Annotated in this window: 19 protein-coding genes; 10 read left to right on the forward strand and 9 right to left on the reverse strand. The window is 47.5% G+C overall.

Annotation, left to right across the window (positions count from 1 at the left end):
* Positions 1 to 512: 512 nt before the first annotated feature.
* A complete protein-coding gene (locus tag ACHZA1_RS12115) occupies positions 513 to 1,322 on the reverse strand; it encodes an FAD-binding oxidoreductase (protein ID WP_320052141.1) in 810 nt (269 codons plus the stop codon).
* Positions 1,323 to 1,956: 634 nt separating this feature from the next.
* On the opposite strand from ACHZA1_RS12115, the gene ACHZA1_RS12120 reads away from it, so the two are divergent.
* Positions 1,957 to 2,571 (forward strand): class I SAM-dependent methyltransferase, encoded by a 615-nt coding sequence (locus ACHZA1_RS12120; RefSeq protein WP_320052142.1) that lies wholly within the window; start codon positions 1,957 to 1,959, stop codon positions 2,569 to 2,571.
* A 371-nt stretch (positions 2,572 to 2,942) separates the two neighbouring features.
* Here the strand turns inward: ACHZA1_RS12120 and ACHZA1_RS12125 are convergent, their stop codons facing one another.
* Positions 2,943 to 3,791, reverse strand: coding sequence for a LytTR family DNA-binding domain-containing protein (locus ACHZA1_RS12125; RefSeq protein ID WP_320052143.1), 849 nt, complete (start codon positions 3,789 to 3,791; stop codon positions 2,943 to 2,945).
* 223 nt (positions 3,792 to 4,014) lie between these two features.
* Here ACHZA1_RS12125 and ACHZA1_RS12130 point away from each other — a divergent pair, with 223 nt between their 5' ends.
* Positions 4,015 to 5,187: a DUF6051 family protein gene (locus ACHZA1_RS12130; RefSeq protein WP_320052144.1), complete on the forward strand. Its 1,173-nt coding sequence runs from the start codon at positions 4,015 to 4,017 to the stop codon at positions 5,185 to 5,187.
* Positions 5,188 to 5,254: 67 nt separating this feature from the next.
* Here ACHZA1_RS12130 and ACHZA1_RS12135 read toward each other — a convergent pair whose 3' ends face one another.
* Entirely contained in the window at positions 5,255 to 6,841 is a 1,587-nt protein-coding gene (locus ACHZA1_RS12135) for a pseudouridine synthase (protein WP_320052145.1), read from the reverse strand.
* A gap of 219 nt (positions 6,842 to 7,060) precedes the next feature.
* Here ACHZA1_RS12135 and glmM point away from each other — a divergent pair, with 219 nt between their 5' ends.
* From glmM to mdh, 4 genes are all read left to right on the forward strand, one after another.
* Positions 7,061 to 8,449, forward strand: a complete 1,389-nt coding sequence (gene glmM, locus ACHZA1_RS12140) for a phosphoglucosamine mutase (protein WP_320052146.1) — start codon at positions 7,061 to 7,063, stop codon at positions 8,447 to 8,449.
* A 55-nt stretch (positions 8,450 to 8,504) separates the two neighbouring features.
* Entirely contained in the window at positions 8,505 to 9,743 is a 1,239-nt protein-coding gene (locus ACHZA1_RS12145) for an efflux RND transporter periplasmic adaptor subunit (RefSeq protein ID WP_320052147.1), read from the forward strand.
* Between the two features lie 15 nt (positions 9,744 to 9,758).
* Entirely contained in the window at positions 9,759 to 11,249 is a 1,491-nt protein-coding gene (locus tag ACHZA1_RS12150; RefSeq protein ID WP_320052148.1) for a TolC family protein, read from the forward strand.
* Positions 11,250 to 11,386: 137 nt separating this feature from the next.
* Complete coding sequence (mdh, locus tag ACHZA1_RS12155; RefSeq protein ID WP_394701031.1) at positions 11,387 to 12,325, forward strand: malate dehydrogenase; 939 nt, start codon at positions 11,387 to 11,389, stop codon at positions 12,323 to 12,325.
* A gap of 85 nt (positions 12,326 to 12,410) precedes the next feature.
* Here the strand turns inward: mdh and ACHZA1_RS12160 are convergent, their stop codons facing one another.
* A complete protein-coding gene (locus ACHZA1_RS12160) occupies positions 12,411 to 12,890 on the reverse strand; it encodes a universal stress protein (protein WP_320052149.1) in 480 nt (159 codons plus the stop codon).
* 834 nt (positions 12,891 to 13,724) lie between these two features.
* Between ACHZA1_RS12160 and ACHZA1_RS12165 the strand changes: the two genes are divergently transcribed.
* Positions 13,725 to 14,060 (forward strand): hypothetical protein, encoded by a 336-nt coding sequence (locus ACHZA1_RS12165; protein WP_320052150.1) that lies wholly within the window; start codon positions 13,725 to 13,727, stop codon positions 14,058 to 14,060.
* Positions 14,061 to 14,086: 26 nt separating this feature from the next.
* Complete coding sequence (locus tag ACHZA1_RS12170) at positions 14,087 to 14,428, forward strand: hypothetical protein (protein WP_320052151.1); 342 nt, start codon at positions 14,087 to 14,089, stop codon at positions 14,426 to 14,428.
* Positions 14,429 to 14,460: 32 nt separating this feature from the next.
* Here ACHZA1_RS12170 and ACHZA1_RS12175 read toward each other — a convergent pair whose 3' ends face one another.
* The 5 genes from ACHZA1_RS12175 to pdhA form a co-directional block, all read right to left on the reverse strand.
* A complete protein-coding gene (locus ACHZA1_RS12175; protein ID WP_320052152.1) occupies positions 14,461 to 15,111 on the reverse strand; it encodes a hypothetical protein in 651 nt (216 codons plus the stop codon).
* A 267-nt stretch (positions 15,112 to 15,378) separates the two neighbouring features.
* Positions 15,379 to 16,725: a dihydrolipoyl dehydrogenase gene (lpdA, locus tag ACHZA1_RS12180; RefSeq protein ID WP_320052153.1), complete on the reverse strand. Its 1,347-nt coding sequence runs from the start codon at positions 16,723 to 16,725 to the stop codon at positions 15,379 to 15,381.
* A gap of 27 nt (positions 16,726 to 16,752) precedes the next feature.
* Complete coding sequence (locus ACHZA1_RS12185; protein WP_320052154.1) at positions 16,753 to 18,045, reverse strand: dihydrolipoamide acetyltransferase family protein; 1,293 nt, start codon at positions 18,043 to 18,045, stop codon at positions 16,753 to 16,755.
* Between the two features lie 11 nt (positions 18,046 to 18,056).
* Entirely contained in the window at positions 18,057 to 19,052 is a 996-nt protein-coding gene (locus ACHZA1_RS12190) for an alpha-ketoacid dehydrogenase subunit beta (protein ID WP_320052155.1), read from the reverse strand.
* A complete protein-coding gene (gene pdhA, locus ACHZA1_RS12195; RefSeq protein ID WP_320052156.1) occupies positions 19,031 to 20,125 on the reverse strand; it encodes a pyruvate dehydrogenase (acetyl-transferring) E1 component subunit alpha in 1,095 nt (364 codons plus the stop codon). The genes ACHZA1_RS12190 and pdhA overlap by 22 nt, the downstream gene beginning before the upstream one ends.
* A gap of 264 nt (positions 20,126 to 20,389) precedes the next feature.
* On the opposite strand from pdhA, the gene ACHZA1_RS12200 reads away from it, so the two are divergent.
* Positions 20,390 to 20,656, forward strand: a complete 267-nt coding sequence (locus ACHZA1_RS12200) for a hypothetical protein (protein WP_320052157.1) — start codon at positions 20,390 to 20,392, stop codon at positions 20,654 to 20,656.
* 487 nt (positions 20,657 to 21,143) lie between these two features.
* Positions 21,144 to 24,539: an RHS repeat domain-containing protein gene (locus ACHZA1_RS12205; RefSeq protein ID WP_320052158.1), complete on the forward strand. Its 3,396-nt coding sequence runs from the start codon at positions 21,144 to 21,146 to the stop codon at positions 24,537 to 24,539.
* Positions 24,540 to 24,561: the final 22 nt, after the last annotated feature.

Raw genomic sequence — 24,561 nt, forward strand, 5'->3', positions numbered from 1 at the left:
CGCACCTGCTGCTCTGCCCTCGTTGTTTCTATGTTTTGTACGTTTTGCATCTGCTTATGGTTTTAAAAAAAGAAAAGCCCCATTGCTGGGGCTTGCTCTATTTTTGTGTCGATCTTATCGCGCAATAGCCAAGCCCCCTCTTTCGTAAAAAAAGAAGTAGTAAAAAAAGTAAAACCAACTTGTTACTTGTAGGGACTTGTTCATCTCTTTGTTCGTTATGACGGATGCAATGATAGCTGTTTCTGCTTACCGATGTTCGGCAATGCGCTGTTTTATAGCTATACTTAACGGTGGAAGGTTGTCTGCAAGCGAACTGTAAAGTGCTAAAAAACAAGAATTTTATTGATGTCGGTTATTGAGATGAGCTGTATGTGCAGGTTGGACTTCAAAATTAAAAGGGGATAGGCGCTAAATCGATTGTTTTATTAAGGTGTGGCCTTGGCTGGCGAAAAAGCGGCGAAAAGGTGCGCGAGCACCTCTCCGCCGCTGCAGAAATGGAACTTATGGCCGGGCTAAAAGAATATCTCCGTATAGATTTCGCTCTCCTTTATTCCTTGCGACTGAAGGATGGCGATGGCATCCTCAATCATTTGGTTATTCCCGCAGAGGTAGCAGAGCGTACCAGGCTCAACCCGGTTGGCCTTTAGGTAGTCGGTAACTCTGCCCCGAAAATCACCCTCCCCGTCGCGCGAGGTGCAGGCTACGTACCGCTTCTTTGGGTATTCGTCCATCCCGTAGCGGTCGTTGCCGTACCTCACGCCATGTAGCAGCTGGTAGTCTAGGCCTGGATACGACTTGATGAAGCTGTGGAATGGCGATATCCCGGTTCCCGAGGCAACGAACAGGAACCTCTTGGTGCCAACATCGCTGGGCCTTACCCTAAAATGCCCCCACGGGCCCTCTACTAGCACCTTATCGCCGGGCTTAAACTGGTGCAGCTTAACGGATACTATCCCGTCGTCAACCTCCTTTATCAGGAAATCGAGCGTTTCGTCGTTTTCGCCGCTGTAGATGGAGTAGTGGCGCGTCTGGATATCGCCGGGTACGCTTAGCGCCATGTACTGGCCGCTTCTAGGCTCGAGGCCCTTCTTCTCGATGCGAATTAGGTAGGTGGCGTTGGGGAGCTCGTCAACACGAACAACCTGGTGTAGGTGCTCTTGCTCCTCGGGCGCAATTCGGCAAATGTCGGCCAGCTGCCCTGCCGCCTGCATGGCCGCTGCGGGGTTGCTGGCTAGCAGGGGCTGCTTCGAGTTGCAGCCGCAGCGCTTCTTGGGGGTATCGGTTTTAGCGGTGGTTCTTGTTTGGCATGCGCATTTTCCCATGGCTTGTGGTCCTCCTTCTTTTAATTTTGTGGGGGAAAACATGGGAGAGGCGCAAATGTTTTTGGTTTAGCTTTTATAAGCAGATGGGGGAGGGGTGGAGCGCATTATCCGCTAGAACTTGGGAATTGATCCACCTCCGAAGGCAATGCATCCCCAAAATTTAGGAATTGATTCAGGTCCGAAGGTAATGCATCACTAAAATTTGGGAATTGATTCAGCATCGAAGGCAATGCATCACTAAAATTTAGGGATTGATTCCGCTCCGAAGGCAATGCATCCCTAAAATTTGGAGATTGATTCACCTCCGAGGTCAATGCATCCCTAAAATTTACGGATTGATTCAGCTCCGAAGGTAATGCATCCCTAAAAATTGGGAATTGATCCCGCTCCGAAGTCAATGCATCCTTAAAATTCGGGGATTGATTCAGCATCGAAGGTAATGCATCCCCAAAAATTAGGAATTGATTCAGCTTCGAGGTCAATGCATCCCCAAAATTTGGGAATTGATCCAGGTCCGAGGTTAATGCATCACTAAAATTTAGGAATTGATCCCGCTCCGAAGTCAATGCATCACTAAAATTTGGGAATTGCTACCTTAGCGCACTAACTATTCGGGCTAACCCCGTTGCTGAGTATGGACATGAACGATTTTAATGCAAGAGCCGCCGAGTGGGATACGCCCCAGCGGGTGAAAAAGGCGCAGCGCGTAGCAGCCGCCATCGAGGGTGCGGTGACGCTCGATCCTTCGATGGATGTGATGGAGTACGGGTGCGGTACCGGGCTGGTGGGGCTGCAGCTGCTCGCGAAGATTGGCACGGCAACCTTTATCGATACCTCCGAGGGGATGCTGGAGGTTCTTTCCTCCAAGCTAGCGCAGCAGCAGCTCCCGAATGCGCAGGTTTGCAACGTCGACCTTTCGGCGGATACCTCCTTTAGCGGGGCCTACGACCTGATATTCTCCTCCATGACGCTGCACCATATCCCCGACTACGCGGCTATTCTTGCCCGCTTTTCTGGGCTCCTAAAACCAGGAGGAAAGCTGGCCATTGTCGACCTCGTTTCCGAGGATGGCTCGTTCCATGGCGCGGGTTTCGAGGGTCACAACGGGTTCGATCTTGCGCAGCTGGCCCAAGCATTCGGGGCAGCAGGCCTCGCGGTAACCCATTCCGACGTGTTTATGGAGATGAAGCGGGAGAACGGCCGTCGCTATCCGCTATTCCTCATCGTTGGCGCGAAGGCAGGGGTTTAACTTTTGCAATTTGAATCAAACAAATAATAGAAGAATGGCTAACCAACGGCGGACAGGCGTACTTGAGTAGGTTAGCTTTCCCCCGTAAATACCATGGCGCAGCCATACCAGACTGGCACGAATTCTGTTTGAGCGAGCGGAGCTGCTACAACGCTAATTAGCGCAACAGCAATGAAAGGACTAGGAGCAATCATTTGATATGGCGACATTCCACCGCGACCGAGCGAGTTAATTTGTGCCAAGGGTTTTTCGTTCTTTTTGCCCTTCAAAAAGAACAGATAAGAGAGGTAAATTCTCTTTATAAAGTCATCGCCTCTGCAAAATGCTGAGCCTGTATTTTTAAAAGCGAAATCACTGGGCGCGAAGGGCGCCTAGCGGCAGTACTTTCCGAAAGTTGCCATCACGCTTTCGACGTACGATTTTGATACGGGGAGGTCTTGGGCATTGGGCACATCCAGCTCGAGCCTAAGGCCATCCTTATCCTTCCGGATAATCTTCACCTTCCCGAAGTTGACCATGTAGGAGCGGTGGCAGCGCACCATCTCGGAGCTGGCAAACATCTCCTCTAGCCTCTTTAGCGAGTTGCGGAGCATAAACTTCGACACCTTCCCCTTGTTGTAGTAGTGTATGTTTACGTAGTTGTCGGCCGCCTCTATGTAGATAAGGTTCTCGGCCTTCAGCGAGAGCCGTAGAATCCCCTTTTCATCGTGAAACGCAACCATCTTGGTGGCATCGTAGGGGGCGTCACCCTGAATAAGCGCCTCCAGCTTATCCTTATTCTCCTTCCACGAAAAGTACAACCAAAGAACCGAGTAGGGGAGCAGAATGATGAGCGCCGTATTTTGAATTGAGACTTTGGCTAGCTCGAGGATGCCCCTTTTCTCGTGCAGAATTACCGATTCGTACAGGGTGTAGAATAGCGCCATGAAGATTATCTCAGCCAAAATCCACAGCAGGTACTGCCACAGCAGCAGCGTTCTCGCTTTGCTTATCTGGTACATGAGCACGCGGCTTGCAACAACCACGAGCACCCCTGTAAGGATAACCAAGCTGGAGTAGAAGAATAGCTGCAGCGGGGTAACGTTGTACCAGGTCTCTACTCCAAAAGGAGAGTAAATGTTGATGAACACAAGAGCAAAAGCTGCCGTAAAGAATATTAGTCTAACAATATTCCCTTTGTCGGTAATATAGCTTGGTATCGTTTTTTGTAGATCCACCATCGGTATTGCCTTCTATTCTCTGTCTAGCAAATGTAATTTTTCTCGGGCATAAATACAAAATACGGGAGAAGCACGCTCATTGTTCCTGTAATTTCACCCCATATTCGGCAATCTTACCCCTATATCCCCAATTTTGCCCCAGCCGCCTTGCCGTCAGCCCATAAAGTTGACGGATGCTTACCGATGCCTTACCTTTGCAACTAGTAAATTAATCGTCAGCGATATGGGGTACACGAGTGCTTTAGATAGTTTCAAGAAAATTGACATCCTAGTCAACGGAAACGTTGATTTTGCTAATGCCGATCTTAAAATTCGCACCCTAAGCTTCCATTCCGGCAAGATCGAGCGGTTTCAGCTGCCAAACCATCCCGATGTTTTGCTAAACGCTAACAAGGAGGAGGACGTTTTGTCCGATTCCGATGATATAAACGGCAACTTCACCTACCCCATTTTTTTGCCCAACGGCGAAAAAAAGTACGATAAGGTAATCGTGCTGCTGCATGGGCTAAACGAGCGCAGCTGGATGAAGTACATGCCCTGGGCGGATGAGCTTGCAAGGTCTACCAATAGCGCGGTTATTTTATTTCCAATATCGTACCATATAAATAGGGCTCCCAAGGAATGGGCAGACCCTCGGGCGATGCTTTCGGTGCTCAACGACTGCAACCAGAGGTATGGCAAAGCCGATAGTTCCTCGTTTGTTAACATCGCGCTTAGCCGGAGGTTGCTGTCCGACCCATTGAGGTTTTTTACATCGGGCTATCAGAGCGCAATCGATCTCGTTAGCCTGCTAGAACAAATTCAAATGGGGAGCATTCCGTACGTTAAGGGTGATGCCCAAGTTGACTTTTTTGCTTACTCAATTGGGGCATTTCTTTCCCAGATACTTTTTATTGCCAACCCAAACGACATTGTCTCGAATTCAAGACTTTTCATGTTCTGCGGCGGTGCCTTTTTTAACGACATGAATGGCGTTTCTAAGATGATAATGGACGAGGCATCCTTTAGTAAAATTTTCAGCTACTACAATGATGAGTTTGAAAAAGAATCTGCTCGTCAGACACGGCTGGGGGTGTTTATAGCGGATAACCGATTTGCTATGGCTTTTCGCTCAATGCTCAACATGGATAGGCTAAAAGATTTTCGATGCGATATGTTTTCGAAATTTAAAGGACAGGTGTATGCCATCTCGCTTTTAAAAGATAAGGTGATCCCACCTACGGGAGTGTCATCCTTCTTTAGAAGCATTGGCAGTAAAAATATTGAGATGGTGGATTTTGCTTTTCCCCACTCGCACGAGCAACCGTTTCCAATTATTGGGAAGCCTACTATAGGCGATGCTGTTGATGGAGGCTTTAAGCATGTCTTCCGGCGAGCAGCCAGCTTTTTAGGCTAGTGCCCAAAAAGAAGAGAGAATGGTGTGAACCATCCTCTCTTTTTATTTTTTAGGTGACGAAAACTTACTATTCGTAAGATCCCATCTTGAGCATTCCAACCTCGCGTTGAGTTAGGAAACGCCATCTTCCTTTAGGAAGTCCCTTCTTGGTTAATCCTGCGAAGTAAACTCTATCCAACTTTATTACCTTATATCCGATGGTGTCGAATAAGCGGCGGATAATTCTGTTTTTGCCAGAGTGAATTTCAACGCCTACCTGCGATTTGTCGCTGCCGTCAACGTAGCTAATGGCATCAGCATAAGCTACACCATCGTCTAAGTCTACTCCAGTAGCAATACGCTCCATATCTTCCTCGCTTATTCTCTTATCGAGGAACACGTGGTAGATTTTTTTCTTGTTATAGGTAGGGTGAGTAAGCGTTTTGGTAAGTTCTCCATCGTTGGTGAGGAGAAGAACGCCTGTAGTCGATTTGTCTAGGCGACCAACAGGGTAAATGCGCTCGTTGCAGGCTCCTTTAATAAGCTCCATTACCGTTTTTTCGGCGTGGGGATCATCTACAGAGGTAACATATCCTTTAGGCTTGTTGAGAATGAGGTAAACCTTCTTTTCTCCTTTGATGATGGTTCCGTTAAATTGAACCTCATCACCCATCTTAATCTTGGTACCAAGGGTTGTTACTACTTCTCCATTAACTGTAATTTCACCTGCTGTGATGTGGTTGTCGGCTTCACGACGTGAGCAAACACCAGAGTTGGCGATATACTTGTTCAAGCGGATTTCTGCTTCTGGATCAATAGGCTCCTCTACGTATTTTGGACCTAATCCAGCACCAATTTTTGGACGATCAAACTCTTCCCCACGGCTTTTACGTGGACGAAGGGTGCGATTGCTGTTATCATTTCGATCGTTGAAATCTCCGCCGTAGCTTTTTTTCTTCTCAAATGGGGAGTAGAAACCACCACGATCTCCACCACGGTCGTCGCGGTTGAAGCTGCGCTCACGGTTAAAACCTCCGCGATCTCCACCACGGTCATCGCGGTTGAAGCTGCGCTCGCGGTTAAACCCACCGCGATCTCCACCACGGTCGTCGCGGTTGAAGCTGCGCTCACGGTTGAAACCACCACGATCTCCATCACGGTCGTCGCGGTTGAAACTGCGCTCACGGTTGAAACCACCACGATCTCCATCACGGTCGTCGCGGTTGAAGCTGCGCTCACGGTTGAAACCACCACGATCTCCACCACGGTCATCGCGGTTGAAGCTGCGCTCACGGTTGAAACCACCACGATCTCCACCACGGTCGTCGCGGTTGAAGTTGCGCTCGCGGTTGAAACCACCACGATCTCCACCACGGTCATCGCGGTTGAAGCTGCGCTCACGGTTGAATCCACCACGATCTCCACCACGGTCATCACGGTTGAAGTTGCGCTCGCGGTTGAAACCACTACGATCTCCACCACGGTCGTCGCGGTCAAAGTTTCTTTCTCTGTTTGGGTTGAAATCTACCTTCCTTTCAAATACTCCTCTGTTTGGATCGGAAATGGTTCTTTTAGGTTTCTCATTTTGTTTTTCTTGGAAAGACTCGCCCGATTCGTTGTCGAAGCTTCTGCGCGTAGACTTCTCGGGGCTTTCTTCGTAAAATTCATTTTCCATTCTGGTAGCGAATTAAGATTGTTTTTCTCGCATTCTCTGCGAATTCCTTACCTACAAAAGTAGTGTTTTTTTCATGGGGAAATGTACACCTTCTTTTCTAAATATATACTATTAAGGTATGTTAAGGGTGAACGGTTGGGGATAGGGTAAAGATGACTTTGCTATATTTACCAGTTCAAACTCTAACATCAATTTTTTATCACTCTAACACGTTTTTCGATGGCATTAATAAAGTCTATTTCAGGAATAAGAGGTACAATAGGAGGAAAGCCTGGTAGTGGTTTAAGCCCTATTGATGTAGTGAAGTTTACTACTGCGTATGCCCAATGGTTAAAAGAATCAACAAAGAAGGATGTCCTTAAGGTTGTTGTCGGTCGCGATGCACGTATTTCGGGACCAATGGTTAGCAATTTGGTAGTTGGTACTTTAATGGGTTGTGGCGTAAATGTGGTTGATGCTGACTTAGCAACTACGCCAACGGTAGAGGTTGCCGTTACTATGGAAGAGGCTGACGGTGGAATTATTCTTACAGCAAGCCACAATCCTAAGCAGTGGAATGCATTGAAGTTGCTTAATAGTAAGGGAGAATTCCTTTCAGATGCCGATGGTAAACGTATTCTGTCCATTGCGGAGAGCGATTCTTTCTTCTTTGCAGAGGTAGACGACTTGGGAAAAGTAGTAAAACAAGCCTCTTTTAGCCAAAAGCATATAGACTCTGTTCTTGCTCTTAAAGCAGTTGATATTGATGCCGTGAAAAAAGCAAAGTTAAGAGTGGTAGTTGATGCTGTTAACTCTGTAGGTGGTGTCGTTATCCCAGAATTGCTCGAGAGAATGGGAGTTGAAGTGGTAAAGTTATACTGCGAGCCTAATGGACAGTTTCCTCATAACCCCGAACCACTTCCTGAACACTTAGTGGACATTGCCCAACTAGTTGTTAAAGAAAAGGCTGATTTAGGAATTGTTGTTGACCCCGATGTTGATCGTCTTGCTTTTGTTTGTGAAGATGGATCTATGTTTGGAGAGGAGTACACCCTTGTTGCTGTTGCCGATTATCTACTTTCAATTACCAAGGGTAATGTTGTATCTAACCTTTCGTCGTCGAGAGCGCTTAAGGATATTGCCATTAAGCATGGTGTAGAATATGCAGCATCGGCAGTTGGTGAGGTAAACGTTGTGGCAAAGATGAAAGAGGTTGGTGCTGTTATCGGTGGAGAAGGTAATGGAGGGGTTATTTATCCTGAAAGTCATTACGGTCGCGATGCTCTTGTAGGTGTTGCTATTTTCCTTACACACCTGGCAAAGAGTGGCAAAACTTGTTTGGAACTTCGTAAGACATATCCATCTTACCACATATCAAAAAATAAGATAGAGCTTACACCTGCAATAGATGTTGATGATGTGCTACTCAAAATGAAGGCAAAGTATGCAGATTGTCAGATCAACGACATTGATGGAGTTCGCATTGATATCGATAATCGTTGGGTACACCTGCGTAAGTCGAATACAGAACCAATTATTCGTATTTACTCAGAGGCTCCTACTGTAGCTGAAGCAGATGCTTTTGCCGGTCAAATTATTGGCGACATCCGTAGCATTTGCAATCTGTAAATGTTAGGTTGTAGGGCTTCAATCGGTTTTCTAACCATCTAAACCCAAAAGTAGAGTGAAGAAGAGGGGATTTCTATTAGTCTTAGTTTTAGTTGTTGTAGTTGGATTTGCAGCCTATTTTGTTTTTACTTCAGATGTTTTTAGTTCAGGTAAGCCTAAACTTGTTGCTGTAGAGGAGGGAAATGTTGATGTTACCATTGTTGCTAATGGAGAACTTGTTGCAAAGGACTTTATTAAGGTTGCTGCTTCTACTGCATTTAGGTCTAAATCGGATGTAATCGGACAAGTTCGAATTAAAACGATTGTGCCGGAAGGTAAGGTGGTTAGATCAGGGGAGCCTATTGCGCTTCTCGACAGGGAGAGCATTGTGAATGCGATAAAGGCAGCAGAGCTTGAGGCTGCCGACTTAAGCGGACAGGCACAACGCGCACTCTCCGATACAGTAGCCCAACTTCGTGATGTACGATATAATCTCTCGACGCTTCGTATTAACATGGAGATTAGTCAGATTAATATGGAGCAATCGTTTTACGATCCTCCAGCAGCACAGAAAAAGTCTAAACTGGAATTCGAGAAGTCTAAAATTGCCTACGATCAGGCATACCAAAACATGAAGTTTAAGATGCAGCAGATTGCGGACAACGCTGTTGCTCTTCAAGCAAAGGCCGAGAATGCGGCTAAAAAGCCTCTTGAGTTAAGAAAGTTGCTTGGTGCAGTAGTGGTCCGTGCTCCTCGAAGTGGTGTTGTAACCTACTATACCGATTTGTCGGGAAATAAGCGCCAGGCGGGGAGTATTATTACCCCCGATGATCTTACTGTAGCATTAATACCTAATAGCTCTTCTTTCTACTCTACGTTTGAACTGCCAGAGGGTGATCTTGCAAAGGTGAAGCTTATGCAGGATGCAAAGGTTAGGATTCCGCTTTTGGAGAACACCTCGTTTAATGGTCGCATAGAGGAAATATCTGGATTTCCACGCGTGGTTGATGGTAAGAAGTTGTATACCGTAATGGTTCGAATCCATAACTCGTCGCAGGAGCTGCGCCCAATGATGTCTTCCATTAACGATCTTCGCTTAACGACGCTAAACAATGTACTCTACCTGCCGCAAAAAGCCATTGTGGCCGAGCAGGGGAAGCACTACGTTTATACCGAGGATAAACGGAAGCAGGAGGTAGCTCTTGGTGGATCAAATAGTGAGTTGGTGGCCATTGTTAAAGGTTTGAAGAAGGGGGAGGAGATATTCTTAAGTCGTCCTGAAAAGGTAGATTCGTTTATCCTTAAGCAGCTGTAAAGGCGCATTCATACTATGAGGAGAGTTACTATTACGTTAGCAATAGCTGTGCTTTGCGTTAAGGGCTTGTACGGGCAGAAGGAGGAGAACGGAAATTCTCATGTCTATGATCTCGAGAACTACATCAATGCTGCTCTTGAACTGTCGAACGATGTGAAAAATGCAAAGAGCAGCTTCCTTTCGTCCTACTGGGACTATAGAAGCTTCAAAGCAAGCTTTCTGCCTTCGTTGAACCTGAGTGGAACCATCCCTAAATATGTCAATACCATCTCGCCTGTTCAGCAGAATGATGGGAGCGTGAAGTATACCCCCCAGAACTACTTTAACGAGACCATGACGCTTTCGATAAACCAGAAAGTAGGGCTAACAGGTGGAAATTTCTCGATAGAATCAAACCTTGAGCGGAATGATGACTTCGAAGCGCTAGTTCAAAAGACTTACAAGGCTCAACCCATTGGAATTACTTACCAGCAGAATCTTTTTGGGGTAAACTGGCTCAAGTGGCAACGGCGAATTGATCCGCTGAAGTATGAGGAAGCCAAAAGGAACTACCTGTACAAGCGGGAGACGGTTATACTTTCGGCTATTAGCAAGTTCTTCGATTTGGTTATTGCGCAGCAGGATCTTCGGATTGCAAAGGTGAACTTGAGGAATGCGGATACGCTTTACAAGATATCCAAAGGACGCTTTAAGTTGGGGTCTATTTCGGAGAGCGACGTGATGCAGATGGAGCTCTCGAAGCTAAACGCTGAGTCGGCATACAGCCAGCGGTTGGTCGACCTAGAGGATGCGCAGAATAAGTTTAGATCATTTTTAGGAATTAGCGATAAGCGGGAGTTGGCGCTTGTTGTTCCAACGAAGGTTCCGGAGATGGTGCTCTCGTACGAGAAAGTACTGGAGCATGCTCGAAAGAATAATCCGGACATCGTTAGCTTTAACCGGCAGCTGCTTGAGGCAGAGCGTTGGCTTGAGGAGAATAGGCGGGAAACAGGATTTACCGCTAATCTTAGAGCCTCGATAGGGTTTAACCAGAACTCTATCGATTTGCAGGGGGCCTATGCAAATGTAAAGCCGTCGCAAACGGCACAGGTTACCATTTCGATGCCCATCATCGACTGGGGGCAGCGGCGTGGAAAGATTAAGATGGCGCAGAGCAACCTCGATTTGGTGAAGGGAAAGACGGAGCAGTCGCAGATAGAGTTTGACCAGAATATCTTTGTTAAGGTTATGCGCTTTAACATGATGGGGCAGAAGTACCGGATTGCCGCTAAGTCGGATACCATTGCACAGATACGCTACAAGGTGTCGATGGATCGCTTCATCGCCGGAAAGATTTCGGTGCTCGACCTGAATACGGCGCTCTCCGAGAAGGATAACGCCAACTCTAACTTCGTAAATACGCTGGAAAACTTCTGGTGGTACTACTACGATCTTCGACGTGTGTCGCTCTACGACTTCGAAAAGGGGAGGGAGCTGGAGGCTGACTACGAAAGCTTAATACGTTAAAAACATGCTGTTGAACTTGAAAATAGAGGGATAATATTTGAAATACTATCCTATATTTGGGCTGTGAATTTGTTAGCAATAAGTCGTGCTAACAATCTGAAAATGAAGAGAGGTTTTAATTAAATAACATTCAAATTATGAAAATTACAGTTGTAGGTGCTGGTAATGTGGGCGCAACTTGTGCTCACGAGATTGCTCGCAAGGATCTTTGCAACGAGGTTGTATTGGTTGACGTTCGTGAAGGCGTTGCTCAAGGTAAGGCCCTTGATATGTGGCAAACTGCACCTATCCAAGGATTCAGCACCCGTGTTACTGGTGTTGGTCCAGAAGGCTACGACAAAACTGCAGGTTCTGAAGTTGTAGTTATTACTGCAGGTCTTCCTCGTAAGCCCGGTATGAGCCGCGACGACCTAATTTCGACCAACGCTAAGATTGTTAAGGAAGTTACCGAAAACATCATTAAGCATTCTCCAGATGCTAAGATCATCGTTGTATCGAACCCACTTGATGTTATGACCTACGCTGCATTCCTTGCTGCTAAGGTTCCATCAAACCGCGTATTCGGTATGGCTGGTATCCTTGATACTGCTCGCTACAAAGCGTTCATCGCATCGGAGCTTAACGTTTCGCCTATCGGCATCGAAGCGCTTCTTTTGGGTGGTCATGGTGACACCATGGTTCCACTACCAAGCTATACCTCAGTTTGCGGTATTCCAGTACGTCAGCTAATCGCTGAAGATCGCCTTCAGGAGATCATCAAGCGCACCCAAAACGGTGGTGGCGAGATCGTAGCTCTTCAAGGAACTTCTGCTTGGTATGCTCCTGGTACTGCTGCTGCCCAAATGGTAGAGGCTATCGTACGCGACACCAAGTCGGTTTACCCAGTTTGCGCTATGCTTAACGGCGAGTACGGCATGAAGGGCATCGCCCTTGGCGTACCTGTTGTACTTGGCAAGAACGGTATCGAAAAGATCATCGACCTTAAGCTTACCGCTGAAGAGCAAGCTCAGCTTGAAACCAGCGCTAAGGCGGTTAAGAACGTAATGAACGTTCTTGATGAAATGAAGATGTTCTAGTCTGGGACTATTCAAATAGCAGAAAGTCGCCCTCACCGGGGCGACTTTCTTTTTTTGTTCTGATTCCTTATTTATCCGATGTGAGTTATCCTCGGGTTGGAACGATGAAGAGCGGAATCTTGGACTTGTGCAAAACCCGTTCGGTTACGCTTCCCACCAGGATCTTATCGAGCCATCTCCGGCTGTGGGAGCCCATCACAATAACATCCGCATGGATATCGGCGGCTACGTCGAGTATGGCATCGGCCGAATCGCCCTCGACCACGATGGTTTGGATCGTGTCGTCGCTGAGGTGGTCCTTCGACTTGTTGAGGTACTTCTGGGTTTCGGCCTTCAGGTCCTCGGCGGTGTACACCGTTGACAGGCCCACGTTGCCGAAGTCGCCATACCCCATAATGGGCGAGTATACGGTGGAGGTGTAGTACTCCATGTTGGAGATTACGTGGATGAGGTAAACTTCAGCGCCCATTTCTTTGGCGAGCGCGTAGCCTGTTTCGGCAACCTTTTCGGCGGTTGGATTATAATCCAACGAAATCAGCACCTTTTTCATCTTAATATTGTTCATCTCGAGAAGATTTTAGCAACACCAATCGCGGCAGGCACCCTAGCAGCGTGCCGCTTGGGCAATCGGGTAGGGCAGCTGTTGTGGTGCTACTATTAACTACAAGTTTTTTAAGGATATGTTCATGGGCTTAAGTTAACTTGGTTGAAGGTGGATTTTTATCTTCTTCGAGCCGCTTTGGGTATGTCTGGCTCCACAATGCAAATGTTTGCCGTGTGATTGATGGTAAAAACCGTTTGTTTTGATGATAGATACGTGAGGTTTTGGTTAAGTGACGTGAGTTTGTGAATGATAACCGTGCGGTTAGGTTTATGTACCGTGAGTTTATTAATAGTATTCGTGCGATTATGAGTAAGTACCGTTAGTTTGTGGTTATGATCTGTGCGTATATGGTTAAGTGTCTTGTGTATGTTGATATATGCCGTGTGATTAGTAGAAAGACCCGTGTGATTTGCAGGCTTTACCTTGAGTTGTTAGCCTTGAGCATGTAAAATCACGTAACGTGATAATGGTTGCGTTTAGTAGGGACCTTACTCTACCAGCCCCCGCATGGCATCGTGCAGCGACCTCTCGATGTCGCTAATATCAATATCGGTCTTGTTGGTTGACATGTGAAAGTAATTGTTTCGAATGGTCAAATGCTCCTAGGTGCCTTGGTTGGAGAATGCTGTCTTGCTTGCAACCAACGGAAAACTCGAACTTGGTGGGAATTGACCCAATTCATGAGTTTGCTCGGCAAAATATAAGGCACCTTACAGGCGTTTATTTTATATGCGAAGTGCAATGGAGCCAGAATTGCATATCTTAGCAGTAAATTAACATCAAACCGTATAATTTATGAAAAAGATTTTTGTCTACCTGGTAGCGCTTATCTCCTTAGCGTTACCGTACTCATGTGATAAAGATGAGCTTACCCAAGGGCAGTCGGTTGCCAACAAGGTGAACTCGGTAATTGAAAAAGAAGGCGTTGTTAAGCTTGCCGTTCTGGATGCAAGCGTTAGCACTGATGTGATGTACGTGACCTATAGCCGAGATTTTGAGGTTAAGGGTGAGTTTGTTAGGGTAGACAATAGCTACTACAACCTAAGCCAACTTGTAAAATACCAGCTTCTCTACAGCAACGAGGCCAGCGGAAAGGAGTGCTGGATGAGGTTGTACATTAGGGTACAGTGATTGTTTAATATAAATTCTGATATCGTATGAGGGTAAGATGTGTTTTATGGATGCTTTTTTTGATGGCTACAGCGGCCTTTGTCTCGTGTAAAAAGGATGAGGTACAGCTTTCGTCAGACGTCGTATCCAAGGAGCTGCAGCGTGTGCTGAAAGAGGAGCAAGTAGAGAAGGTGGCTATATGGTGTGCACCAAAAAACAATGTTGTTCCTGGCTGGTGGGTGTACGATGATTTTAGCATTGACGGTAGGTTTCTCCGGGTGGATGATGAATACTATAACCTTGCCCAACTGGTGTCGTACAGCATTGATACGTATAATGACTCGCAGGGAATAGGGCATAAGATGCTTCGAATGTCATTTGGTGAGTAGCAAATTAATACGCTACCATAGCAAAGGGGGCTCTAGTAGTTGGGAGCCCCCTCTTTTTTGGGGTTTGATAAGCTTTCCATCAGTTCCCGCATGGCATCGTGAAGCGACCGCTCGATGTCGCGAATATCAATATCGTTCTTGTTGTTTGCAATTGATGTAACGAAGTCGCCGTGGGGTCTTCCCCTGCGGTAGTCGGGCTCCTTGGGCGGGTGCTTCAGGTAGCGCTCGAAGGTGGTGCTGGGCTCTGCAACGTTGAGCACGCCGTGGTAGAAGAGCCTGTCCTTGCTTCGGTAGATGGATGATCCCAGAATCTTTCGATCCTCGATGGTGATGTCGGAGATGCCCTTATGCGCCAAGTTTTCGACGCCAACGCGCGTGAGGGCGCTGGCTATAGCGGTGTTGATCTTCTTGAATGCCTCCAAAGGGTTGGCGGTGGGATTTTGATGAAGGAGCACGGACACCACAAGCGTCTTGGGGGTGAGCACCACCGTCTGCCCGCCCGATGGGCGCTTATGCACGGCGATTTGGTCGGACAGCACGTGCTCCTCGATGAGCGATTCCTCCGGCTTGTTGCCTGCTCCTAAAACAATATGGGTATCCTGCGGATGCCAGATGTGGTAGGCATCCCCGGTACTTTCGAGGATGGAGATGTCGGGGAGGTTGTATTGGTGAATGGGGATCATGGATGATAAACTAAAATCTTATGGCGTTATGTTGGGCGGTTTTATCCCCTCCTTGGGAGGGGTAGGAGTGGGTTTAGAACTCGTCCAAAGTTGGAGATGCTTGATTTATTCATTCTCTTCAAATAAAAATGTTTTAGGCAAGGGGTGGCTGCTTTACCCACCCCTTGCCCCTCCAAAGGAGGGAATATGCTTGCATCTATTAAACAACAGTGCTATCACGGTGTCTATCCCTGTAAAAGATTTCACGTTTTAAAGGTGAGGTCTTTTTTACTTATGTATCGCCTTATCCACCGCCTCGAATCCGGCCTCCATAAAAATTTCCGACACCGAAGGGTGGGCGTGGATGGTTTGCGCCACATCGTAAACGGTGCCCTCCATCTGTAGGTAGGCCGATGCCTCGGCAATCATGTCGGTGGCGTGTTCGGCTACAATCTGTACGCCGAGCACTTCGCCGTACTTCTTGTCGGAAAGCATGCGGATGAACCCTTCGGTGTTGCCTTCTATTAGAGCCTTGCCGTTGGCGGTTAGTGGGAACTCGCTCACCTTGTACTCGATGCCATCGTCCTTAATCTGCTGCTCGGTTAGCCCAATCTGCGCAATCTCCGGAACGGTGTAGAAGTTTAGCGGGTACTTATGGATGGCAAACTCCGTATGGATACCCTTCAGATGGTTAACCAGCCACAGCCCTTGTGCCGAGGCGATGTGCGCCAAGAAACTCTTTCCGTTAACATCGCCAATGGCATAAACACCCGGGATGCTGGTCTCGAAGCGGTCGTTGACGGCAATAAAGCCCTGCTCGTCGAGCGATAGCGCAGGTTGGCTTTCGGGGATGATGGCGTTGCGGAAGCTGCTGTTGACAAGCGCATCGCAGGCAATCTTTTTATCCTTCACGTACAGGTAGCCATCCTCGTACTTTTCGACGGGATCGCCCACCACGAAAGGAATGCCATCGGCCTTAAGTTTTCGGGTGATGAAGGTTTGCAGGTACTCGTCGATGCCGGGGAAGAACTCGCTATCCTCCGAAACAACGGCAACCGATTTCCCGATTAGCTGGAAGAACTGCGCCATCTCTATCGACATGATGCCCTTGCCGTAAACAACAATGTTTTCGGGGATCTCCTTGAGTTCGAAAATCCTCTCGAGATGAACCACCGGGGAGTTGCTGAGCTTATCGCTAAGCGGGGCAGGGTAGGAGCCAGTTGCAATGATGATGCTCTTGGCGGTGATGCTCCGGTTATCCACCACCACCGAGCCGCTGCCTGTGATTTTGGCTTCGCCCATAATAACGTCGACTCCATTCTTTTTGAGCAGGAAGCCGATGCCCGAGGTAAGCTTCCGGGTGATCTTCTGCGAGCGAGCCTTCACCTTATCCCAGCGAAACGTCAGCGCTTTTGGATCAACACCTTCGATGCCAAACTCTGCACTGTTCTTCATCCTGTTGAACAGCTTCGCGCTTTCGATGATGGACTTGGAGGGTATGCAGCCCCAGTTTAGGCACATCCCGCCGATGTATTTCTTTTCGATGATGGCGGTTTTCAACCCCACCTGTGCGGCTCTGATTGCGGCTACGTAGCCGGCAGGACCAGCGCCTATGATGATTACGTCGTATTCCATAAACACAATCTTTTTAATGTTGATATCCTACTCGAACTCCATGGCGATTGGATCTTCGAGGTAGCGCATGATGCGAAGCAGGAAGCGAGTCGTCTCGCCACCATCAACAATTCGGTGGTCGACGGCAAGCGATAGTGGAAGTATGTTTCCGATGTCTATTTGATCGCCCTTAACAATAGGCTTCTTGAGCAGTCTGCCTACACCTAGAATGCCTGCCTGAGGGTAGTTGATTACCGGATTCCCATAGATTCCACCGATAGCACCATAGTTGGTGATGGTGAAGGTGCCATCCTTCAGGTCGTCGAGGGTAAGCTTGCGCTCCTTCGCCTTTTCGCTGAAGGCTGCAATCTGCGTTGCAATCTCGGCAATCGACAGTTTATCCGCATTCCTAATAACGGGAACAACGAGCCCTTCGGCGGTATCAACGGCAATACCAATGTTGTAGTAGTGCTTGTGGATCATTCGGCTGTTGTCCAAGTCGAGTTGCGAGTTAAGCGCAGGATGCTGCTTTAGCGCTAGGGCCGTGGCCTTAACGATAAAGGCTAGATAGGTTAGTTTGATGTTTCGTTCGGCAAGCACCACCTTGTACTTCTCCCGTATGCGCATCAGCTCGCTGATCTCCACCTCCTCGTGCACCGACATGTGTACGGCATTCTGCATCGAAAGCGCCATAGTCTTTGCGATGGTCTTTCTGATTTGGGTGAGCGGCTCGTAGGTTACCTGATCTTCAACATGGGGTGATTCGGCACGCTGGACGGCAGGTCTCCCCGCTCCGTTAACGTACTGCTGGATGTCCTGCTTGGTAATCCTTCCTCCGGGACCAGTTCCTTTAATGTTGTTGATATCAACGTTGAGCTCTTTAGCCATGGCACGCGCAACGGGTGTGGCAAGCGCCTTTCTTTGCAGTTTCTCGGGAGATGGCGCCTCTGCAACTCCCTCTTCGCTGGCGGGTAGGAAAGCCTTGTTCCCGGCAACCTCTATGGTGCCTACAACTCCGAAGGAGCCCTCCTCAATGGGCTCTTCCGAAGGTTCTACGAAGTCTTTCTTCGCAGCCTCGGCTACCGCCTCTTCGCCGGCAACACCTTCAATCTCTATTTCTACTAAAGGGCTGCCCACGTGAATAGTTTCGCCAACCTTGCCGTAGATGGCAACAATGGTGCCACTCTTGGGCGATGGGATGTCGGTTACAACCTTGTCGGTTTCCATCAGCACTAGCGGATCGCCCGATTTTACCTGTTGGCCCTTGGCAACATGCCATTCGGCAATGATGCCTTCGTCTAAGCCTTCGCCTATATCTGGAAAATTAAATATGTACCTCATAGCGTAAGTGGTTAAAATCTTACTGTTCGTTCAATCTCGTAGAAAATCTTCTCGGGCGTTTGCATGTAGAAGTGCTCGCCTTTGGCCAATGGGATTATGGTATCGAACCCGTTAACCCTTTTGGGAGGAGCCTCGAGGTAGAGGAACGCCTCCTCGTTGGCTATGGCCGTAATCTCGGCACCTACGCCAAAGCTGGTGGGCGATTCGGCCACCGTTAGCACGCGTCCAGTCTTTTGTATCGACTGCGCGATGGTCTCCCTGTCGATTGGGTAGATGGTTCTCAGGTCGATGAGCTCTACCGATATGCCGGCCTCCTTGGCCATCACCATTGCCTTTTGCACCTCACGAATCATGGCGCCGTAGGCCACCACGGTGATGTCGGTTCCGGGAGTTACCACTTTTGCCTTGCCGATGGGGATGGAGAACTTCTCGTTGGAGACCTCCTGCTTGATGGCGCGGTAGATGCGCTTGGGCTCCATGAATATGATGGTGTCGTCGCTCTCGATGGCTGAGATCAGCAGCCCTTTTGCATCGTGCGGGGTGGAGGGGATTACCACCTTAAGCCCGGGAATGTGCCCGTAGGTTGCCTCGGGACTCTCGGAGTGGTGCTCCAGCGCGTTGATGCCGCCGCCGTAGGGGAATCGGATCACCATTGGGGTCTTAAACTTTCCTCGGGTGCGGTTGTGCATGCGTGCGGCGTGCGACACAATCTGGTTGAAGGCGGGGTAGGTGAATCCGTCGAACTGTAGCTCTACCACAGGACGGAGTCCGGCGATAGCCATGCCTACGGCTGTTCCTACGATGGCCGATTCGGCCAGCGGCGAGTCGAATACCCTATTCTCGCCATACTTTTGCTGTAGCCCTTCGGTAACCCTGAAGACGCCTCCTTCGTAGCCAACATCCTCGCCGTAGATAACCACGTTGTCATCCTCGGCTAGCTTAATATCCATCGCATTGTTGATGGCCTGCACCATTGTCATTACGCTCATTTTCGTCCCTCCTTCCATAGTAAGTATTTTTCGTATTCGTCCTTTTGGCGCCTTAGCTCGTCGGGCATCTCGTAGTGGGTGTACCTAAACACATCGTCCAGCGTATGCGGAGGGGTCTTCTCGGCCTCCTCGAACTGGCGCTCCACCTCCTGCTTGTACTGCTCGGTGAGCTTCTCCTCATCCTCGGTCCACAGCCCTTTGCTATCTAAGTAGTACCTTAATCTTTTAAGCGGATCTTTGGCATCCCACTCCTGCTCCTCCTCCTTGGTTCGATACTTGGTGGGATCGTCGGAGGTGGTGTGGGCGCCCCTGCGGTAGGTGAAGCCCTCGATGAGCACCGGGCCATTCTTGGCTCTGGCGTAATCGGCGGCATGCTTGACGGCCGCGTACATGGCAAAGATGTCGTTGCCATCGACCTTGATGCCGGGCATCCCGAAGGCCATCGCCTTAACGGCAATGTTCCTCGACTTGGTCTGCTTCCTGATGGGGACCGAGATGGCGTACTGGTTATTCTGCACGATGAAGACAACCGGAACCTTCCATACGGCGGCAAAGTTTAGCGCCTCGCTGAAGTCGCCCTCGGAGGTGCCCCCATCGCCAACAAAGGCGAATACCACCTCGTCCTTCTTCTGCTGGTTGATGGCGTACCCGATGCCCACCGCATGCGGGAACTGCGAGCTGATGGGGACGCTGAAGGGGAGCAGGTGTTTCGCATTCTTAAAGGCGCTACCCTCCTCGTTGCCCATGTAGTACAGGAAGATCTCCTTGAGCGTTGCGCCCTTGGCCAGCCAGGCGGCCAGCTCGCGGAAGGCCGGAACCATCCAGTCGTCCTCGCGCATGGCCATCCCGGCGGCTACCGCAATGGCCTCCTGTCCGTAGTTGGAGGGGTAGGTGTACATGCGCCCCTGCCTCTGGAACGAAACGGCCATGGCATCGGCGATGCGCGAGAAGAGCATGTCCTTGTACGCTTTTACCGCAAGCGCATCGCTGATGTCGGGCATTTCGGTGGGGTTGATGATCCCCCCGGTATTATCCATGATCTGAAAAAGCTTGTCTTCAGCCGGATTGTAGTTCTCAAATATTAGTGACATAGCGTTACTGTTAGTTTTGTAGCATCTCATCATCTATTGTATCACGACACACGATACATGTATCACGAAATGGGACGTAAATTTTGTATAGACCATTAAATACAGCTGGCGTTAGCCTCGTGATACTTGATACTTGTGTCATGATACTATAATTCTCTCAGACGAGTATGCTTCCAGTTTTGCCAGTCAAAACAGCTGGTTGGGGAAAATGTTAAGCTGTTTAGTGATGTTTTTTTGGAAATCTTATGATGGGAGGTTGCTTTGTTGTCGCACAGTAGTAAATACGCAACAGCGTTCGACGCATCTTGGGGCGATGCTGAACCTACCCAAGAGCGTGAGCAAGGCCGGCCAAGGCATAAGTTACACCTACGATGCCACCAGGGCGATGCTGGCGGTAGCCAACCTGACGGCACCGTCCGCTACTACCATGGCAGCATGGTGTACAACAAGGATAAAATGCTGAACCTTGTGCTACACGAGGAGGGGGCTATTAAAGCCACCACTAGTGGCTACGCCTACCAGTATTCATAAATATAGGTTATGTAAAACCCTGCAAACTGTAGCCCAAAAGTAAAAAACTCGTTGTTGTTTAGTTGTGCCGAACTGCATTTTGCTAAGGTTGTTATTTCGTTGAACTTTAGCAGCGACCTAAAGTTGCTCAACACAGCACGAAATGCGGGGCGCTGATTTTGTATGATTGATAGTGCTATTTTTTTGTCGAAAACTTCACCTCCAATATCTTCCTACAGACATAGGCATGTAGACTCTCGGTTGATGTGTATTTTTACATGTTAATGTTTGTTATTAATTTATGTGATTTACCTGTGATTAATAAAGTAGATTCTACTTTTATCAGCTTAAACCATTCATCAAAAAGTTGAAATATAGATTTGTTTGTGTAAATGGTCTCTATTTTAAACAGATGATGTGCATATTACGATAATAATTTATTTAAATGAGGTTGTGTATTAAACGGTGCTTTTTGTGCTCAGCAATTATCTGGGTGCTGCTAAATCCTATGGCTTTAAAGGCCCAGCTGGCCAATCAGGTTGGAAACCAAATTCCCAAATTTTTAAGCCCAGATGCCTCCATGTTTCAGAAGTTTGTTGATGTGCCAGTTTCTGAATATACGGGAGTCGCTGATATTACTATTCCCATTCATAGCGTGAAGGTTGGGAATTATACCCATGATATAAGCTTACAATACCACTCTGGGGGTATTAAGGCCGATGATGAAGCAAGCGTTGTTGGGTTGGGCTGGTTGTTAAATGCTGGTGGTGTAATTAACTGCATTCCTGCCGGAATGAATGACGCCGAGTGCAATCCAATAAAGACAGACCAAGAATTGGATGATTTGCTTATGCAGTCTTATACAAAAAAAACGCTGCATGAGCTGTTTAATGAGAATTACCATGACTTTCATCAGAAGTATACTTTTTCAAGTTTTGGAAGTATTGATAAACCCGAGAGAGGTAGCCTTTATTACATATTTAATAGTCAAAATCAAATCGATCTCTTTTCGTTTAATTTTTGCGGCTATTCTGGGAGATTTGTTGAAGGACAAGATCATCAATACCATGCCCTAAACCAGGCTGATTTGCTAACCGTGGAACGGGAAAATGGTTTTTTTATTATAACCGATAAGCTTGGAATTAAATACTATTTTAACCAACTTGAGAGAACTTCTAAAACGATAGGCGATGCATTCTCCTATTCCGACAGCTACTACCTTACTAAAATAGCATTCCCGGATAAGGCTGCGGACGATTGTATCCAGTTTCGCTACTTTAATTCGGATCTTAAGCTGTCGTATACCCCACTTCCGTCTATGTCTACAGAAGGAACTACGGAAAGAACAGAAGAGAATGACACCCAGAATGCCTATATAGACCTTGTAAAGGGTGCTAGGTTGCAATCTGATCAAGTTAATAAATATACAGGGTCTCCAGTATACTTGGAGAGCATTGAAACAAAATCGGAGCTAGTTAAATTCGGGTTGAGCGCCCGGTTGGATATAAAAGGGGATGCCCCTCGAAAGCTCGATAGCATAAGCGTTTACTCCAAGTACGATGGAGGCTTAAAAAAGATGTACGTTCTATTTAATAGCTACTTTGAGGGCAATAAGTCCACAAGAGAGAAATCTCTTTTATATAGTCCGTACAATCAAAGCTTTTCGAATTTCACAGAGGATCAAGTTAGCAAGAGGCTTAGGCTGGATTCTCTCTTTCAGGTATCGAGCGGCGATTTCAAAAAATATGCTGGTAAGTACAGCTTTGTTTACGACAATGCTGTAAATAGGTACACGTTCGCCTATGAGAATGTAGCATTGCCCTACAAGAAGAGTACAGCTATTGACCATTGGGGGTACTACAATGGGGAGAATAATAACATACTAGTACCTACTTTTAGATTTGGGAAGTATGAGTACCCATTGCTAGATGACAATAAAAGGGAGGCCTTTATAGAACGGCAAAAGACGAACGGTGGAGCCAACAGAGGTGCAAGCCCCACATTTATGAAGGCGGGCTTACTTAACAAAATTACATACCCTACAGGAGGGACTACGACAATAGCCTATGAGCCCAACGCCTTTTCGAACTACAGATGCTTGAGCGCAGAGGAGATAAAGTCGAATGTGCTGGAAAAGGTAGATGAGTACCGAACCAATAAAAATATGGATGAGGGATTTTTTATTGAACCAGATAGACGGGTGACTTTTTCCGCTAGCTTTAGGTGCATGTATCCACCATCTTGTGTTCCCCTGTCGAACGTTAAGGGTAATACAATGATATCTCTAGTCGATAAGTCCTCTACCCCATGGACCTACTTAGCCCAATTTAGCGCCAATCAGTTTGACGATTGGAATAGGGAGTTACAGGTAACCTTTACTACAGATAGACGGCGAAGGGTGAATTTGGTGGTGCAAACTGCCATCCCCGAAGGAACTCCTAGTGTCTATCCTTACCCTACGCAGCATGTATACGCTTCGGTAAGGCACGAATATGCACTGCCAAATTTAAATAGTAAGTATAGCATAGGTGGAGGTTGCCGGGTTGCTCAGATTTGCTTCTACAGCAATAGTGTCTTGCAGAAAAAACAGGTGTTTTGCTATGAGTCTGCCGACGGGAATTCGTACGGTAAGCTGATGGTGCCTCTAAGCTACGTATCTTCTTGTAGGCAACCTGGAAAAGACTGCAAAAGTATATTCCAATTTTTTATTAGCCAGCTAAATGTAGCAGATAGACCGATAATTCAATACGATGGACCTGTAGTCGGCTACTCTAATGTAGAGATTAAAGAGGTTGACTCGAAGGAGAATTCAAATGGAAAAACCACCAAGATTTTCAGTAACGATTTACCCGTGTTCTCGCAGGAGGGGGTGATCTTTAGAGTAGAGCAGAAGCCATTGAATGGATCGTTGAGTAAGGTGAGCTACTTTGACAAAGAGAAGCTGGTAAAGGAGCAGTCCTTTGATATGGACTTGAAGCAAAAAACTGTTGCAAAAAATTACTCCTCATTTTTGAAATATGATAATGAGCATTGGTCTAGTTGTAGAGTAGGACCACGTGATTCTGGGCCTCTAGTGTACGAAATTGATGATTGGTACCTGTATGTCTCCCCTATATATTCCTACCAGATTTTTAAGACGAAGGAGTATGTGAAGAGTTATACCGACCAAGGCACAATATCGGAGGAGAGCAGCTATGCCTACGATGAGATGGGGCAGCTATCGTCGAAGAGCACAAAGAGGTCTTTCGGAGATATAGTAACCGAAAAGTACTACTATCCATACAACCTAGCGGCAGCGGGGAATCTGTATCTGCACATGGGACATATGCCAGGAATTGTTGTAAAAGAAGAGCGTTTTGTAAATGATAGGCAAAAAGAGGGTAGGCTGCTCGAGTACTATTATCCTTCCGATGGGGTGTATTGTCCTTTTAGGTATTCACTTTGGAGCGAAGGTAAGGGGTATCGTGAAGAACAACAATTTGGCTATGGAGGTGATGGCTATATAAAGGAGCTAAAGAGGAAAAATGGAACTTCTACCTCTTTTATCTGGGGATACAACAGCACCTACCCTGTGGCTCAGTTCGATAATGCAACATACGATGATGTTTCGGGAAAGACAAGCTTGGTAGTCCAGCTGCAGAGCTACACCAACCTAACAGATGCTGCAACGAGAGATCGCCTAAAGGCGCTAAACAACAGCATCCGCAAAGAATTTCCTACCAACGTGCTAGTTACCACCTATACGTATAGGCCGCTCGTGGGTATTACTTCTAAAACCACCCCTAACGGAGCTACCACCTACTACGAGTACGATGGTTTTGGTCGGCTTACGAGCGTTAAGGACGATAAGGGTAATATTGTATCGAAAAATGACTACAACTACTACAACGATAAGAATCAATAGCTAAACGCAATACCATACATAC

The organism is uncultured Acetobacteroides sp. (genome assembly GCF_963667355.2).
Classification (GTDB): domain Bacteria; phylum Bacteroidota; class Bacteroidia; order Bacteroidales; family ZOR0009; genus Acetobacteroides.

Excerpts from the sequence above, each read along its gene's own strand:
- ACHZA1_RS12115 (WP_320052141.1), bottom strand. The coding sequence starts at position 1,322 with ATGGGAAAATGCGCATGCCAAACAAGAACCACCGCTAAAACCGATACC.
- ACHZA1_RS12120 (WP_320052142.1), top strand. The coding sequence starts at position 1,957 with ATGGACATGAACGATTTTAATGCAAGAGCCGCCGAGTGGGATACGCCC.
- ACHZA1_RS12125 (WP_320052143.1), bottom strand. The coding sequence starts at position 3,791 with ATGGTGGATCTACAAAAAACGATACCAAGCTATATTACCGACAAAGGG.
- ACHZA1_RS12130 (WP_320052144.1), top strand. The coding sequence starts at position 4,015 with ATGGGGTACACGAGTGCTTTAGATAGTTTCAAGAAAATTGACATCCTA.
- ACHZA1_RS12135 (WP_320052145.1), bottom strand. The coding sequence starts at position 6,841 with ATGGAAAATGAATTTTACGAAGAAAGCCCCGAGAAGTCTACGCGCAGA.
- glmM (WP_320052146.1), top strand. The coding sequence starts at position 7,061 with ATGGCATTAATAAAGTCTATTTCAGGAATAAGAGGTACAATAGGAGGA.
- ACHZA1_RS12150 (WP_320052148.1), top strand. The coding sequence starts at position 9,759 with ATGAGGAGAGTTACTATTACGTTAGCAATAGCTGTGCTTTGCGTTAAG.
- mdh (WP_394701031.1), top strand. The coding sequence starts at position 11,387 with ATGAAAATTACAGTTGTAGGTGCTGGTAATGTGGGCGCAACTTGTGCT.
- ACHZA1_RS12160 (WP_320052149.1), bottom strand. The coding sequence starts at position 12,890 with ATGAACAATATTAAGATGAAAAAGGTGCTGATTTCGTTGGATTATAAT.
- ACHZA1_RS12165 (WP_320052150.1), top strand. The coding sequence starts at position 13,725 with ATGAAAAAGATTTTTGTCTACCTGGTAGCGCTTATCTCCTTAGCGTTA.
- ACHZA1_RS12170 (WP_320052151.1), top strand. The coding sequence starts at position 14,087 with ATGAGGGTAAGATGTGTTTTATGGATGCTTTTTTTGATGGCTACAGCG.
- ACHZA1_RS12175 (WP_320052152.1), bottom strand. The coding sequence starts at position 15,111 with ATGATCCCCATTCACCAATACAACCTCCCCGACATCTCCATCCTCGAA.
- lpdA (WP_320052153.1), bottom strand. The coding sequence starts at position 16,725 with ATGGAATACGACGTAATCATCATAGGCGCTGGTCCTGCCGGCTACGTA.
- ACHZA1_RS12185 (WP_320052154.1), bottom strand. The coding sequence starts at position 18,045 with ATGAGGTACATATTTAATTTTCCAGATATAGGCGAAGGCTTAGACGAA.
- ACHZA1_RS12190 (WP_320052155.1), bottom strand. The coding sequence starts at position 19,052 with ATGGAAGGAGGGACGAAAATGAGCGTAATGACAATGGTGCAGGCCATC.
- pdhA (WP_320052156.1), bottom strand. The coding sequence starts at position 20,125 with ATGTCACTAATATTTGAGAACTACAATCCGGCTGAAGACAAGCTTTTT.
- ACHZA1_RS12205 (WP_320052158.1), top strand. The coding sequence starts at position 21,144 with ATGGCTTTAAAGGCCCAGCTGGCCAATCAGGTTGGAAACCAAATTCCC.